6 protein-coding genes are annotated in these 17,380 nt (G+C 38.5%); all 6 read right to left on the reverse strand.

What is annotated here, in order from left to right:
• Positions 1–10: 10 nt before the first annotated feature.
• Entirely contained in the window at positions 11–4,066 is a 4,056-nt protein-coding gene (locus M2373_RS13255) for a T9SS type A sorting domain-containing protein (protein ID WP_259111509.1), read from the reverse strand.
• Between the two features lie 580 nt (positions 4,067–4,646).
• Positions 4,647–7,853, reverse strand: a complete 3,207-nt coding sequence (locus M2373_RS13260; protein WP_259111512.1) for a T9SS type A sorting domain-containing protein — start codon at positions 7,851–7,853, stop codon at positions 4,647–4,649.
• A gap of 19 nt (positions 7,854–7,872) precedes the next feature.
• Positions 7,873–9,051, reverse strand: coding sequence for a hypothetical protein (locus M2373_RS13265; RefSeq protein ID WP_259111513.1), 1,179 nt, complete (start codon positions 9,049–9,051; stop codon positions 7,873–7,875).
• 440 nt (positions 9,052–9,491) lie between these two features.
• Positions 9,492–12,692: a T9SS type A sorting domain-containing protein gene (locus M2373_RS13270; RefSeq protein WP_259111514.1), complete on the reverse strand. Its 3,201-nt coding sequence runs from the start codon at positions 12,690–12,692 to the stop codon at positions 9,492–9,494.
• A gap of 19 nt (positions 12,693–12,711) precedes the next feature.
• Positions 12,712–13,887 carry a hypothetical protein gene (locus M2373_RS13275; RefSeq protein WP_259111515.1) on the reverse strand — a complete coding sequence of 392 codons (1,176 nt, stop codon included), beginning with the start codon at positions 13,885–13,887 and terminating at the stop codon, positions 12,712–12,714.
• A 441-nt stretch (positions 13,888–14,328) separates the two neighbouring features.
• Positions 14,329–16,881: a T9SS type A sorting domain-containing protein gene (locus M2373_RS13280; protein WP_259111516.1), complete on the reverse strand. Its 2,553-nt coding sequence runs from the start codon at positions 16,879–16,881 to the stop codon at positions 14,329–14,331.
• Positions 16,882–17,380 lie beyond the last annotated feature (499 nt).

The raw sequence follows: 17,380 nt of genomic DNA on the forward strand, positions 1-17,380 counted from the left end.
AATTTTAAATTTATTTTTTGATAACTTTTACTGTTTTCACAATGCTATTTGCTGTATTTACCTGAACCAGATAAACTCCTGATGCAAATCCTGAAAAATCAATTGTTCCTTTTGTATCATTTATAACTTTAGTTGTTACCAACTGCCCCGCTGCGTTGTAAACTGTCACGGAAGCAATTTTTTCGTTATAAGAAACATTTAGATAATCCTGTACCGGATTCGGGAAAACTTTCAAATGATCATTGTTTGATCTTAATGAAGTTTCATCCACCGCTAAAGCACTTGTAGGACAGGCGACAGGAACAAAAATTCTCCTTTGAACATATGTGCCATCTCCTATCTGACCAGTACTATTATTCCCACAACCTGATAAAAATCCATTATTATCTATTACAAATGTATTGAATGAACCTCCTATAACAGTCTGTCTGTTAGTAGAATTTCCTATTTGCATTGGAGTAGTTTTAGAGTCTATAGTTCCGTCTCCCAATTGTCCAACATCATTTAATCCCCATGTCCAAAGTGTTCCATCGGTTTTTATTCCTAAAGAAGTATAAAAATTGTTAGCATCAATACTCTGCCAATTTGTGGATGATCCAATTTGTATAGGACTTGTTTTACTAGTTGTAGTTCCGTCACCTAATTGTCCGTTACCATTAAGTCCCCAAGCCCATAATGTTCCGTCGGTTTTTAATCCTAAAGAATAATTAAATCCGCCAATTATACTTTTCCAATTTGTAGCTGTTCCTATTTGTGTTGGAGTAGATTTATTTACTAAAGTTCCATCACCTAATTGTCCATTACTATTAAGTCCCCAAGCCCATAATGTTCCATTAGCCTTGATTGCAACAGTGTGCAGTACTCCAGGTGCTACAATTTTCCAATCATTTGCTGTTCCTATTTGTGTTGGAGTAGAAATATTTACTGCAGTCCCATCTCCTAACTGTCCGTTATCATTAAGTCCCCAAGCCCAAAGTGTTCCATTGGATTTTATAGCCATTGTATAATTGTCTCCAGTTGCAATACTTGTCCAATCATTTGCTGTTCCTATTTGTGTTGGAGTAGATTTATTTACTAAAGTTCCATCACCTAATTGTCCATTATTGTTATATCCCCAAGTCCATAAAGTCCCATCGGTTTTTAATGCTATAGAATGGAATTTACCTGCAGATACTTTTGACCAATTATTGGCTACTCCAATTTGTGTCGGGGTAGTCTTTTGAATAGTCGTTCCATCTCCTAACTGTCCATAATTATTGCCTCCCCATGCCCATAATGTTCCATCGGTTTTTATTCCTAATGAATAAGTATCCCCGGGACTAAAGTTTTGCCAACAACCTGTTGTAGATGTAGGAAGTGTAGTAAATGAACCTCCTGCTATCCAATTAGCCTGACTCTGACTGCCGGATCCACAATTAGAGCTTACCCACCAATAGTAAATAGTATTAGGTAATAAATTTGTCAAATTTGCCGTTGTGGAAGATGTAGCTCCACTTATACCGCCAATCGTTGAATTTGTACTGTAAAGATACTGATAACCTCCGCTAGGAGCCGATGTTGGTGCCACCCAATTAAGGCTAGCTGATGAAGAAGTTATGTTAGAGCTGTACAATTGACTCGGCGGGTTACAAACTGCTGTTACCGGACAAGTGATAGAAGTGAATGAAGTTTTATTCACTATAGTACCGTCTCCCAATCTTCCTCCTTCGTTATTTCCAGTAGCTTTCAAAAAAGCATCATTATCTAGGGCAAGAGTATGATATGCACCTGCAGAAACGATGTTAAAGTCGGTAGCATTACTTACAGAAATTGAGTTTGAACTATTATTGGTAGTGCCGTTACCCAGCTGTCCATAATTGTTTTGCCCGCAAAAAAACATATTTCCAGGTGTTATTGTCCCTACCGTATAATACCATCCTGCATCAATACTTTTAATCTGATCAAATACTGGAGCTGGTGTAGATCTGTTGTTATTGGTACCATCACCAAGTTGTCCCTCGGTATTTCGTCCCCATGTATAGAGAGAGCCATTTGCATTGCTTGCTACAGAATGATAAGCTCCCGCTGCAATATTTGTCCAACCTGTAGCAGTTCCTATTTGTATAGGTGCTATTTTATTTACCGTTGTACCGTCACCCAATTGACCTGATCCATTGGCTCCCCAAGCCCAAAGTGTTCCATTGGTTTTTATGGCTAGAGAAAACTCAATACCAGTTGCGATACTTCTCCAATTAGTTGCTGTTCCTATTTGTGTAGGTACAATTTTAGTTACAGTAGTACCGTCTCCTAATTGTCCGTTATTATTATATCCCCAAGCCCAAAGTGTTCCGTTTGTTTTTATAGCTAATGTATGATTGCTTGCTATATCAACCTCTGTCCAGTCGGTAGCGGTTCCTATTTGTGTAGGGATATTTTTGTTGATCGTAGTTCCGTCTCCCAGTTGACCTGTCCAGTTGTAGCCCCAAGCCCAAAGTGTTCCATCTGTTTTTATTGCAATTGAATACAGAGCACCTGCAACAACTTTTTTCCAATTATTGGCCAATCCTATCTGGGTTGGAGCATTTTTATCAACAACTGTTCCATCACCTAGCTGACCAAACTGGTTGCTTCCCCATGCCCAAAGTGTTCCATCTAATTTTACTCCTAAAGAATGGGTACTACCTGCACTAATTTTCTGCCAACAACCCGCAGGAGGAAGAGTTGTAAAAGATCCTCCGGGAATCCAAGCGCTTTGATTGGATCCGCAATTTGACATTACCCACCAGTAGTAAGTAGTGTTAGGCAATAAGTTGGTTGCATTGGCTGTTGTTGAAACAGTATTTCCATTGGCTGCTCCCATAGTCGGAGATGTACCATATGCATAAACATATCCTCCGGTAGGTGCTGTTGCTGACGGTAACCAATTTAAAGTAGCCGTTGTAGAAGCAATATTAGAAGTATATAATTGCGTCGGAGGATTACAACTTACAACACAGGCAACCGGAACAAATGAATATCTCTGAGTAGTCGTGCCATCACCTATTTGTCCTGAATCATTAGCTCCACAGCTTGATAAATATCCATCTACATTTATAAAAAGTGTATTTTTTCTGCCTCCGACAATCATTTGTCCATTGCTTACAGTTCCGATATATGCTGGTGAATTTTGATTTGTTCCTGTACCGTTTCCTAATTGTCCAAAACTATTATCTCCACATGTATAGGTATTTCCGTTAGAAAGAATGAACATAGAATGTCCGTTACCCGCTGCAATACTTTTAACCCCTGTAGTAATTACTGTAGGTGTATTTTTATTGGTATTGGTATAATCCCCTAACTGACCGAAATCATTTTGACCCCAAGCAAAAAGAGTACTACTTGTTTTATAAGCTAACGAATGGTTAAGACCTGCAGCAATATCTTGCCAATCTGTTGCGATTCCAATTTGAATAGGGTTAGATTTGCTTGTATTGGTACCATCACCTAGCTGTCCTGCTCCGTTACTTCCCCAAGCCCAAAGTGTCCCATTGGTTTTTATGCCTAGTGTATGATATCCTCCCAGTACAACTGTTTTCCAGTTCGTAGCTGTGCCAATTTGAGTCGGAGTCGTAATATCAGCGGTAATTCCACCTCCCAATTGGGCAGTTCCGTTATTTCCCCATCCCCAAAGTGTTCCGTTTGTTTTTATAGCGACTGTCTGAGCAATTCCTGCGCTTACACTTTGCCAGTTGGTGGCAGTTCCTATTTGCGTCGGAACATTTTTACTGATTGTAGTTCCGTCACCTAATTGACTGCTGCCATTATATCCCCAAGCCCAAAGTGTTCCATCGGTTTTTATAGCAACAGTATGCGAGCTACCAGCCACTACTTTTGCCCAATTATTAGCCGTTCCTATCTGCGTTGGTTTATTTCTACTTGTCGTAGTTCCGTCTCCCAACTGGCCATTACCGTTAAGACCCCATGTCCACAATGTTCCGTCTTTTTTTATTCCTACAGAATGGCTGAAGCCTGAGCTCACGCTTTGCCAGCATTGGGCAAAAGACTGCAAGCTGATTAGCAGCAATAAGAAATAAAGAATTTTCTTCATGTTTTAGTTTTAATATTGTCCTACTCGTTTAGCTTTTCGGTTTCGCTTCGTTTGAATGGTTTCTGAACTCCATAAAAATAAAAATGTTTCAAAATCAAATTAATTCATATAAAAACATGAATACTAATTGATGAATAATCGTTGATTTTAAAATATTTCCGTGATAAAATAAAGTATCATCATTACTGATAAAACATAAAATCCCCTGTGGTATCGCTAGAATTCCTGTTTTATTTTTAGACAAAAAAATAAAATCATGTTGTAGTAAACATCATTTGTAGCTCTAAAAAAATGAGGATTTATACTGTTTTAAATTGTTGGAAACAATGAGTATTGATGAATTAAAAAAATGAAATAAGGTGTGTTTTTTTCAATTTTCATGGTTTAGTTGGTTTTCAAATTTAGGTTTTAGTTTTTTAGTAAAAAGAATACGATCAACCTCGATTCTAATTGCTGACTGCAAAAATATGTCTTTCTTATGGATCATCAAACAGTTAACAAAAAAATAATGGCGTCACTAATTTAAGTGACGCCATTTTTATATACTCTATCTTTTATTTAGAGTCTTTTTCATCAAAACTTATCGTTTGATTACTTTTACTGTTTTCACCGTATTATTACCTGTATTTACCTGAACCAGATAAACTCCTGATGCAAATCCTGAGAAATCAACTATTCCTTTCATATCATTGATCGCTTTAGTCGTTACCAATTGTCCTGCTGCACTGTAAACTGTTACTGAAACAATTTTTTGATCATATGAAACATTCAAGTAATCCTGTACCGGATTCGGGAACACTTTCAGGTTATCATTCTTTGATACTGTTGAAGTTTCATCTACTGCTAAATTACTTACAGGGCAGGCAACAGGTACAAATATTTTCTTTTGAATATTTGTTCCATCCCCTATTTGACCATAATCATTACGACCAGCTCCCGATAAAAATCCATTAGTGTTTATTGCAAGTCTGCTAAACATATTGGAGGCAAAACTTTTTCGATCAGTAGCTGTTCCTATTTGTATAGGAAGAATTCTGTCGGTTTTCGTTCCGTCACCCAGCTGCCCGAAGTTATTGCCACCCCAAGCCCAAAGTGTTCCGTCTGCTTTTATTCCCGCAGAAGAGTAATAGTAATCAGCATAAATACTCTGCCAGTTGGTTGCAGTTCCGATTTGTATTGGAATATAACTGTCGTTCAAAGTTCCGTTCCCCATCTGTCCGTAGTTATTATCTCCCCATGCCCAAAGTGTTCCGTCTGTTTTTAATCCTAAAGAATGAAAAAATCCTGCACTCACACTTTTCCAGTTGGTTGCGGTTCCGATTTGTGTGGGGCTTAAACTATTATTTGTGTTTCCGTTACCCAGCTGACCATTGATATTATATCCCCAACTCCATAGGGTTCCGTTTGCTTTTATGGCGAGAGTATGTTGTGATCCTGGTGCAATAATCAGCCAGTCAGTTGCGGTTCCGATTTGTACCGGAGTCATTCTGTTGACTGTCGTTCCGTCTCCCAATTGTCCATAGAGGTTGTATCCCCATGCCCAAAGCGTACCGTTGGATTTTAAAGCAACTGTATAATTATCTCCTGCAGCTATACTTACCCAGTCTGTTGCTGTTCCGATTTGTGTAGGTACCGTTTTATTGGTGATGGTTCCATCGCCTAACTGTCCTGAGCTATTCATCCCCCATGTCCACAGCGTTCCGTTTGATTTTAATCCGACCGAATGAAGATATCCTGCAGCTATTTTCACCCAGTTATTTGCAGTTCCTATCTGTGTCGGGATCTTTTTTGAAACTATAGTTCCGTCACCCATCTGTCCTTGAGCATTCTCTCCCCAGGTCCACAGCGTACCATCTGCTTTAAGTCCCATTGAATGAATATATCCGGAACTCACACTTTGCCAGCAACCTGTAGCTGTTGTAGGAAGCGTTGTAAAAGAACCACCCACAATCCAATCACCCTGACTTGATCCGCAACGGGATGCCACCCACCAGTAGTAAGTTGTATTAGGTAATAAGTTTGTTAAATTTGTCGACTCAGAAGGTGAAACTCCGTCTATACCGCCAACGACAGGATTTGTACTGTACAGATACAGATATCCTCCAATAGGGGTTGATCCGGATACTGTCCAGTTGAGAGTAGCAGACGATGAAGTAATATTAGTTACTGAAAGTTGCGTCGGAGGAGCGCAATTTGAAGGACAGGCAGTATAAATAAACGAATTTCTCTGACCATTTGCTCCGTCACCCAACTGTCCTGAACCATTTGCTCCGCAAACCTTTAAAAAGCCGTCAACAGTTTTTTCAATAATATGATATGTTCCGGCAGAAATCAACATACTGCCTGAAGAGGCTCCCAGTTGTCCTGGTGATGTAGTCATTGTTCCGCCAGTGCCGTTACCCAACTGTCCGTTGGAATTGTTACCCCATGACCAGAGTGTTCCATCTGTTCTGTTGGCAAAAGTAAAACTATTTCCTGCAGTTATATTCTGCCAATTGTTTGCTGTTCCTATCTGAGCCGGTGTCGTTTTGTTTGTGGTAGTTCCGTCTCCTAACTGTCCTGAGCTATTCATACCCCAAGTCCATAACGTTCCGTTTGTTTTAGTTCCTACAGAATGATAATTGCCCGCATCTACATTTTTCCAGTCAGTACCTGTACCAATCTGGACCGGACTAGTTTTTAATGTCGTACTGCCATCACCTAACTGACTGTTGCTATTATATCCCCATGCCCAAAGGGTGCCATTTGTCTTTATGGCAAGAGTATAAATATATCCTGAGGATACGCTTTGCCAGTTTGTGGCAGTTCCGATCTGTGTAGGTACATTTTTATCGACGATCGTGCCATCACCAAGTTGTCCATATCCATTAGAACCCCAACCCCAAAGTGTACCATCTGTTTTGATCGCTAGTATATGAGTACTTCCGGCATCAATACTCTGCCAGTTCGTTGCTGTTCCGATTTGAATTGGGGTATATTTATCTGTTTTAGTTCCGTCGCCTAATTGTCCGAAATCATTTTGCCCCCATGCCCAAAGCGTTCCGTCTTTCTTGATAGCAACAGTATAATAGCCTCCTGCACTAATACTTTTCCAATTTGTTGCCGTTCCTATCTGGATAGGAGCATTTCTATTAATTGTAGTTCCATCTCCGAGCTGTCCGTTAGAATTATTTCCCCAGGTCCATAATGTTCCGTCTGCTTTAATTCCCACCGAGTGTTCACCTCCTGCAGCAAGAGTGTCCCAACAACCTGTAGAAACTGGAGGAGTCTGCACATTAATTACATTTTTGAAAACTGGTCCCCAAACACCGGCATTATCTTTAATACGAACATTAAAAACATGCAGTCCGGAAGTTGGTAAAGCAATTCCTGTTTTCGTCAATTGCTCAAAAGAACTGTCAAAATTACCATCAGCGGCTAATACCGGAGTTCCGTTTCCTGTTCCCGGATCAGTATCCCAAAAATACTCGGCTTGTGAAACAGCCATTATGGTAGAGGTCGGATTTTGCTGAACATTAATAATATTCGTGAAAACAGGACCCCAAACACCTGTATTGTCTTTGATACGGATACAGAATTTATGCAAACCGCTGCCAGGTGTCGTAATTCCTGTCTTGGTCAGTTGTTCAAAAGCACTGTTGAAATTCCCATCGGCAGCCGAAACAGCAATTCCGTTTCCTGTGCCCGGATCGGTATCCCAAAAATACTCGGCCTGGCTTACGTACATTTGTGCGGGGCACAAAACGATCATAAGCAAAGCGATTATACTATAGATATATTTATTCATATTGTTGTACGATTAACGATTATTTAGAAAAACCAGATCCTGTAATATTTAATGTTCCGCTGCTAATGGTTCTCGGAGTCAGCAAATAATTCACCTGAGGTTTGCCACCACTGTCAGTCGGCCAGTAATTTGCCCAGCTGTTTGAACCTCCATAATGACCGGCATCATTTCTTGTTAAATCTAAATCGGTGTAACTTACATCTGGATTTCCGGCATTTACATTCATACCCGTTACCGTGTATGCTGCATTATCAAAGTTCATATTTACAGATCCCGAATTGTTACTCTGAGTCATATTACCCTGCGTTACAAACGGATTGGTAAATACATTATAAGTAGCTGTCACTGCAGCAGTATTACTGTTATTCTGAATACAGGCACTCGTTTGACCTACCACAAAAGAAGCCGCATTATTCATGATGGCAATATTTCCGGAATTTGCTATGTTCAAATTGATATAAAATGGAGCAACATCACCAGCATTAGGCTTGTAGACAGTATTGTTAACAATTTCGTTCGAACTGCCTGGTTTAAGAGAGAACACATAAAATCCAGAGCAAAAATTATTGTAAAATTTAAAATTGTAATTGGGTTGAGAATTCTCTATACTAATATCAGATTTATTTCCATAGACTTCTATATCTGTGGTTGCAGGAGTGGTATCTATCTCAATAGTGTTTGCAGCAATAGACTGTGCTTTGTTAGCTGTAATTCTTCCATGGGAAAAAACCAAACTTCCTCTAACAGTAGATCCTGAAATGTTGGTTGTTGTATTTGTTTTATTAGTAAAAACATTATTCAGATAACAGTTATACAGATTAATGGTTGTTCTTCCACCGGTTGTCGGTCCGCTTGCTGTTATATTATAAATACTAAAGTCTCCTGAACTCAAACTACTGATATTCACTACCCTTCCTGCTGCAGGATTGATCGTAATAGTTCCCTGAATAAAATATCTGTTATAAATGGTTTCAGAGACAAAAGTCAGTGATTTATTGATGGTAAGATTTTCTACATATGCAGTTCCATTCGTTTTAGGCTGAATGATGATGCGGTCTCCGTCCGCAGCAGCCGTGATAGCAGCACTTACTGTGGAATAAGATCCGCCAGCGCCGCCATTTCTAACATACAGATCGGCAGCAAAAGCCGTCGTGCTGAATAAACCTGTTAAGGCAATGGTAAGTAATTTCTTTGTCATAATAGTAAAAAGATAAATGGTTTAATATTTAAATATTTTTTGATTTTAAGAGATATTCTGAGTCGCGTAATTTCCTGATATCTTTACATTGATTTCAGGAAATAGACGAATAAGAAATATCAATCTGATATAACTTGTATCTCTAAAAAATTGAGGAATTAATATTGTTTTAAATTGTCGGTAACAATTCGTTCTGATGAATTAATGAAACGAAATACGGTGTAATTTTTCTTCATTTGCATGGTTTAATGAGCTTTCAATTTAGGTTTTAGTTTTTTTAGAAAAAGAATACGATCAACTGCGATTCTAATTACTGGCTGCAAAAATATGTCTTTCTTATGGATCATCAAACAGTTAACAAAAAAATAATGGCGTCACTTAAATTAGTGACGCCATTTTTATATACTCTATCTTTTATTTTAGAGTCTTTTTTTCAAAGCTTATCGTTTGATTACTTTTACCGTTTTTACTGTATTAGCAGTATTTATCTGAACTAAATAAACTCCAGATGTAAATCCTGAGAAATCAACAGTTCCTTTCATATCATTGATCGCTTTAGTCGTTACCAACTGTCCTGCTGCACTGTAAACTGTTACTGAAACAATCTTTTGATCATATGAAACATTCAAGTAATCCTGCACCGGATTCGGGAATACTTTCAGGTTATCGTATAATACCGTTGCGGTTTCATCTACTGCTAAATTACTTACAGGACAACCAACAGGAACAAGGATTTTCTTACTGATATTTGTATTATCTCCTAATTGGCCATAATTATTGTTACCACAACTTGATAAAAATCCACTAGTATTGACAACAAGAATATTATCTACATTCGCAGCAACAACCTGTCTATCAGTAGCGTCACCAATCTTTGTTGGGCTCAGCCTATCTATTGTTGTTCCGTCACCTAATTGCCCGGAATTATTTCTACCCCATGCCCAAAGTGTGCCATCTGTTTTTATTGCTACAGAAGAGTAATCGTAATTAGCAACAACACTTCGCCAGTTGGTTTCGGTTCCGATTTGGATTGGAGTATAACTAATTGTCTTAGTTCCGTTACCCAATTGCCCATAAAAATTATATCCCCATGACCAAAGCGTTCCATCTGTTTTAATACCTAATGAATGCACAGATCCTCCGGCAACATTTTTCCAATTCGTAGCTGTTCCTATTTGTATTGGGCTGGTTTTGCTTACCTGAGTTCCATCACCTAATTGGTAAGTTAAATTATCTCCCCAACCCCATAATGTTCCATCAGTTTTTATCGCAAAAGTATGCTCTGATCCGGGTGCAATAGTTTTCCAATTATTTGCTGTTCCGATTTGAACCGGAGAGGATTTGTCTATTGTAGTTCCGTCACCAAGTTGACCACGTAAATTACGTCCCCAAGCCCAAAGAGTTCCATTCGATTTCAAAGCTATTATGTAATTATCACCACTGGCAACATTTACCCAGTCCGTTCCTGTTCCAATCTTCACTGGAGCCAATCTAGTGCTTGTCGTTCCATCTCCTAATTGCCCATATAAATTTTGCCCCCATGCCCATATTGTTCCATCAGCCTTTAGTGCAATAGAGTGATAGTTTCCGGTTGCTATTTTTACCCAATTATTTTCAGTTCCAATTTGTTTAGGAATTTTTTCTGAACTTACACTTCCAGTTCCCAATTGTCCGGAACTATTATTTCCCCATGCCCATAATGTACCGTCTGCTTTTAGACCTACAGAATGAATATATCCTGAACTTACACTTTTCCAGCAGCCTGTTGCAGATGAAGGAAGTGTCGTAAAAGTACCTCCTGACATCCAATTTCCCTGGCTCGTTCCACAATCAGAAGCCACCCACCAGTAATAAGTAGTATTGGGTAATAAAGTAGATAGATTTACTGTATTAGATAGCGTACTTCCATTTATACCTCCAACGATTGGGTTTGTACTATAAAAGTACATGTAACCTCCATTAGGTGCAGATTGTGATGTTGTCCAGCTAATTGTAGCTGCTGAAGAAGTAATGTTGGTCACTGAAAACTGTGTCGGAGGCGTACAAACTGAAGGACAGGCAATAGAAGTAAATACATTTCTTTGAATATTTGTATCATCACCCAGCTGACCAGATTCATTTCGCCCGGAAACTTTTAAGAAGCCATCAACATTTTTTTGAAGCGTATGAAAACCTCCGGCAGAAATCAACACATTATCTGATGATGATCCTACCTGAGTAGGTACTGTAGTAATCGTAGATCCGCTTGTACCGTTCCCCAATTGTCCATAATAACTATTGCCCCATGACCAAAGTGTTCCGTTTGTCTTTATTGCAAAGGTAAAAACGCTTCCGGCAGATATATTTTGCCAATCGGTATCCGTTCCTATTGGAGTTGGAGTATATTTATCTGTAGTTGTTCCGTCACCTAATTGCCCGCCTGCATTGTATCCCCAACCCCATAGCGTTCCGTCTGTTCTCATACCTATAATATGCTCGCGGCCAGAAGACACATTTTTCCAATTCGTAGCTGTTCCCACTTGAACCGGATTAGTTTTTACTGGTACACCAACACCCATTGGCTGACCATAAGAATTATAGCCCCATTCCCAAAGGGTACCATTTGCTTTAATAGCAACACTATGAGACCATCCTGCTGTAACAGTTTGCCAGCTCGTTTCTGTTCCTATTTGTGTAGGTACAACTTTCTCTACAGTTGTGCCAATACCTAATTGCCCGGAACTGTTAGAACCCCAACTCCAAAGTGTTCCATCATTTCTAAGGGCTAGTGTATGGTACTGGCCTGGTGCAATACTTTTCCAATTCGTGGCTGTTCCGATTTGAGTGGGAGTCAGTTTATCTATTTTAGTTCCGTCGCCTAATTGTCCGAAATCATTCAGCCCCCATGCCCATAATGTTCCATCTGCTTTAATAGCAAACGTATTATAACTTCCTGCAAATACTTTTACCCAATTATTCGCTGTTCCTATTTGAGTTGGAATATTAGTTGAAACGATGGTACCATCTCCAAGCTGTCCTGTAGAATTATTTCCCCACGCCCACAATGTTCCGTCTGCTTTAATTCCCACCGAGTGTTCACCTCCTGCAGCAAGAGTATCCCAACAACCTGTAGAAGTTTGAGTCTGCACATTAATAACATTTCTGAAAACTGGTCCCCAAACACCGGCATTATCTTTAATACGAACATTAAAAACATGCAGTCCGGAAGTTGGTAAAGCAATTCCTGTTTTCGTCAATTGCTCAAAAGAACTGTCAAAATTACCATCAGTGGCTAATACCGGAGTTCCGTTTCCTGCTCCCGGATCAGTATCCCAAAAATACTCAGCCTGTGAAACAGCCATTATGGTAGAGGTCGGATTTTGCTGAACATTAATAATATTCGTGAAAACAGGACCCCAAACACCTGTATTGTCTTTGATACGAATGCAGAATTTGTGCAAACCGTTACCTGGTGCAGCAATTCCTGTCTTGGTCAGTTGTTCAAAAGCACTGTTGAAATTCCCATCGGCAGCCGAAACAGCAATTCCGTTTCCTGTGCCCGGATCGGTATCCCAAAAATACTCGGCTTGGCTTACGTACATCTGTGCGGGGCACAAAACGATCATAAGCAAAGCGATTATACTATAGATATATTTATTCATATTGTTGTATGATTAACGATTATTTAGAAAAACCAGATCCTGTGATATTTAATGTTCCGCTGCTAATGGTTCTCGGAGTCTGCAAATAATTCACCTGAGGCTTGCCTCCACTGTCTGTCGGCCAGTAATTTGCCCAGCTGTTTGAACCTCCATAGTGACCGGCATCATTTCTTGTTAAATCTAAATCGGTGTAACTTACATCTGGATTTCCGGCATTTGCATTCATACCACTTATCGTGTAATTGGTATTATCAAAGTTCATATTTACAGATCCTGAATTGTTGCTTTGAGTCATAGCTCCATCTGTTACAAACGGATTGGTAAATAGGTTGTAACTGGCTGTTACAGTAGCATTATTATTGTTTTTAATACAAACATTGGTTTGACCTACCACAAAAGAAGCCGCATTGTTTATGATGGCAATATTTCCGGTATTTCCATTATTTAAATTGATGAAAAACGGAGGTACATCACCTCCATAAGGGTCATAAATCGTATTATTGATAATTTCGTTTGAGCTGCCTGTCTTTATAGCATAAACAAATACGCCGCGACAAAAATTATTATACAATTTAAAGTTATAATTTGACTGTGAGTGCGTTATCCCAAAATCAGATTTATTGCCATAGACTTCTATATCTGTGGTTGCAGGACTTGTATCTGTTGCAGTAGAACTAATAGAAATTGACTGTGCTTTGTTAGCTGTAACTCTTCCATGGGAAAAACTAATACCTCCTGAAACCGTACTTCCAGAAATGTTGGTCGTAGTATTGGCTTGGTTGGTAGCAACATTATTCAGATAACAGTTATACAGATTAATAGTCGTTCTTCCACCGGTTGTCGGTCCGCTCGCCACTACATTGTAGATGGTAAAGTTTCCTGAACTCAAACCACTGATATTCACCACCCTGCCTACTGCCGGATTGATCGTAATAGTTCCCTGAATAAAATATCTGTTATAAATGGTTTCAGAGACAAAAGTCAGTGATTTATTGATGGTAAGATTTTCTACATATGCAGTTCCATTCGTTTTAGGCTGAATAATGATGCGGTCTCCGTCCGCAGCAGCCGTGATAGCAGCACTTACTGTGGAATAAGATCCGCCAGCGCCACCATTTCTAACATACAGATCGGCAGCAAAAGCTGTCGTGCTGAATAAACCTGTTAAGGCAATGGTAAGTAATTTCTTTGTCATAATAGTAAAAGATAAATGGTTTAATATTTAAATATATTTTGATTTTAAGAGATATTCTGAGTCGCGTAATTTCCTGATATCTTTACATTGATTTCAGGAAATAGACGAATAAGAAATATCAATCTGATATAACCTGTGTCTCTAAAAAATTGAGGAATTAATATTGTTTTAAATTGTCGGTAACAATTCGTTCTGATGAATTAATAAAACGAAATAAGGTGTAATTTTTCTTCATTTGCATGGTTTAATGAGTTTTCAATTTTAGGTTTTAGTTTTTTTAGAAAAAGAATACGATCAACTGCGATTCTAATTACTGGCTGCAAAAATATATCTTTCTTATGGATCATCAAACAGTTAACAAAAAAATAATGGCGTCACTTAAATTAGTGACGCCATTTTTATATACTCTATCTTTTATTTTAGAGTCTTTTTCATCAAAACTTATCGTTTGATTACTTTTACCGTTTTTACTGTATTTTTATCAGCATTTACTTTAACCAGATAAACTCCGGATGGTAAAGCAGAAACGTCAACCGATCCTTTATTATCATTAATTGTTTTAGTAAGAACCTGTTGTCCAGTTACACTGTAAACCGCTACTGAAAGAATTTTTTGATCAGACGAAATATTCAAAATATCCTGTACCGGATTTGGGAATACTTTTAGATCATCACTGTTTGCTACTGTTGAAGTTTCATCCACTGCTAAAGCACTTGTAGGGCATATAAGCTGAGTAAATGTATTTTTATCAATATTAGTACCATCGCCTATTTGTCCATGATTATTAGCGCCTGTTACTTTTAAAATGCCATCATTATTGATAGATAAAGTATGCCATCCTCCTGTAGAAATCATCATATGAGAATTGTTTCCAAGAACAATCCAATTTGATGTACTGGTTGTGGTATTGTTACCAAACGATCCAGTATTATTATTTCCACTGGCAATTACAGTTCCTGATGTTGTAATGGCTATGGTATTAAAACCTCCTGTAATAACTTTTTGAATTCCATCAGATGCTAAAAAGGGTATTGATCTGTTAATCGTAGTTCCATCCGCTAACTGACCTGATCCGTTATATCCCCAAGTATAAAGCAGACCATTTAGCTTTCTCCCCACACTATGAGAATCTCCTGCGGCCACATCTGCCCAATCAGTACTGGTTCCTATCTGTTTCGGCACAAATCTGTTTGTCAACGTGTTGTCACCCAATTGTCCATGACCATTATAACCCCAAGCCCAAAGCGTACCATCCGTTTTTACCGCCAGTGAGAAGAAAGAACCTGCAGCAATACTTTTCCAATTGGTTCCCGTTCCTATTTGAGTGGGAATAAGTCTATCCACCCCTGTTCCGTCTCCCAGGCCTCCATCTATATTCATTCCCCAAGCCCAAAGTGTTCCGTTTGATTTTAGACCTAAATTGTGACTATCTCCTACCGCGATATCTTCCCAGTCAGTCGCCGTTCCTATTTTTGTTGGAATGGTTCTATTAGTTGTAGTTCCGTCTCCTAAAAATCCAAACTGGTTATATCCCCACGTCCAAAGTGTTCCATCTGCTTTGATAGCAACGCTATATTTCTCACCTGCAAACACTTTTTTCCAATTCGTTGCCGTCCCTATCTGGAGCGGAGTATTTCTCTGAATATTAGTTCCATCACCCAATTGAGCATTGCTATTATCACCCCAAGCCCAAAGCGTTCCATCAGTTTTTATTGCCAATGAATGGAAAGTACCTGCGCTTATCGTTTTCCAGCATCCCGTTTGGATCGGCAGTGTCGTAAACGCTCCCCCGGGAACCCAAGTACTTTGGCTAGAAACACAATTTGCGGCAACCCACCAATAATAAGTTGTGTTTGGTAACAAATTAGCAACATTTGTAGTTGTAGAAGTAGTGGCAGTAGCTGAACCTGTCATCGTAGGACTCGTACTATAAACATAGTAATAACCTCCATTGGGTGCTGATGTTGAAGGCAACCAGTTAAAGGTAGCCGTTGTAGAAGTGATATTAGAAGTATACATCTGGGTTGGAGGATTACAAGTTGATGTACTTCCTGGTGCCATTTTCACTAAACCGAGCTGCAACGTTCCCAACCAGACCGTTCCAGAAGATTGGGTTCTTACTGCACTAAAATAATCATCCGGCAACCCCTGATTCGTATTTGCTTTAGTATAAGTAGTACAGTTTGTAAAGTTTTGTACACCTGAACCATTAAACCCTATCCACACCTTGCTCGTACTGTCAACATCCAAAGCATTCAGCTGATATCCTGCCAGACAAGAAGTGCTTTGATAGATAAATGTTAGGTTCGTTCCGCTTGTTGTTAAAGTAATTAAGCTATCAGAACCTTTTATATAAATTGTATTATTGGCAATTCTCAATATTTTTTGAGTTCCCTGTGCAATAAAATTGAAATCTGTACCATTAAATTTGTACAATACTCCCCCATTAGTAACCCACACCCCGTTATTACTGTCAGTAGCTACAGAATTAAGATTGGATACTGAATTATAAGTAGTCCAGGTAGTTCCGTTAAATTTTGTAAGTCCTGCAGGTGTTACTATCCAAAGGGTATTTTGTCCGTCAACAGCGATGTCAATAATTTCGTTACTTGGAAGTCCGGAATTGGAAGTCGTAAAATTCGTCCACGTACTTCCGTTATATGAAATAATACCATTGAACTGAGAAGCCATCCATTTTCTGCCCTGACTATCAATTTCAATTTTTAAAATTGAGTTGGATGCAATACCGGAGTTAGTGGTATTATAGTTGGTGAAAGTAGTTCCGTTAAAAGTCGAAACCCCATTATACGTTGCAATCCACAGCAAACCGCTTGAATCGGTTTTAATATCAGCAATATAATTGCTTCCTATTCCTGAATTTGACGTATTGTAAGTTGTGTAGCTATACGTTTGTGCAAATGCAGAAAGTGAAATGAGGATTAAGAGTAAAAAGTAGAGTTTTTTCATCGTTTTTAATAAAATAATTCTCTTCATGTTTAGTTTTAAATATTTCCCCTACTCGTCTAGCTTTTCGGTTCCGCTTCGTTTGAATGGTTTCTGAACTCCATGAAAAATAAAAATGCTTCAAAATCAAATTGATTCATCTAAAAACAAGAGCTTTAATCAATGAATAAGCGTTGATTGTAAAAATATTTTCGTTGATAAAAAAGTAGCATTGTTACTGATAAGACATTACATTTCCTTCAATATTCATTAAAGCTTCTCCTTGATTTAAGGAAATAATCAAATAAGTCATATTGGTTATATATGACCAGGCTCTAAAGAAATTTTTAAAGATTTAATGCTGTTTTAAATTGTTTGAAACAATCAGTATTGCTGAATTAACAAAATGAAATGCGGTGCGTTTTTTTGATTTTCATGATTTAATTAATTTTCAGATTTAGGTTTAGTTTTTTTAGTAAAAACATTATTTCATCAGCGATGATTTTATGTTTTCGAATGCAAAAATAGAGCTTTCTAGTGGACTATCAAA

The organism is Chryseobacterium sp. JUb7 (genome assembly GCF_024806495.1).
GTDB lineage: Bacteria > Bacteroidota > Bacteroidia > Flavobacteriales > Weeksellaceae > Chryseobacterium.

Coding starts and splice junctions, on each gene's coding strand:
- M2373_RS13275 (WP_259111515.1), bottom strand. CDS start 13,887: ATGACAAAGAAATTACTTACCATTGCCTTAACAGGTTTATTCAGCACG.
- M2373_RS13270 (WP_259111514.1), bottom strand. CDS start 12,692: ATGAATAAATATATCTATAGTATAATCGCTTTGCTTATGATCGTTTTG.
- M2373_RS13255 (WP_259111509.1), bottom strand. CDS start 4,066: ATGAAGAAAATTCTTTATTTCTTATTGCTGCTAATCAGCTTGCAGTCT.
- M2373_RS13265 (WP_259111513.1), bottom strand. CDS start 9,051: ATGACAAAGAAATTACTTACCATTGCCTTAACAGGTTTATTCAGCACG.
- M2373_RS13280 (WP_259111516.1), bottom strand. CDS start 16,881: ATGAAGAGAATTATTTTATTAAAAACGATGAAAAAACTCTACTTTTTA.
- M2373_RS13260 (WP_259111512.1), bottom strand. CDS start 7,853: ATGAATAAATATATCTATAGTATAATCGCTTTGCTTATGATCGTTTTG.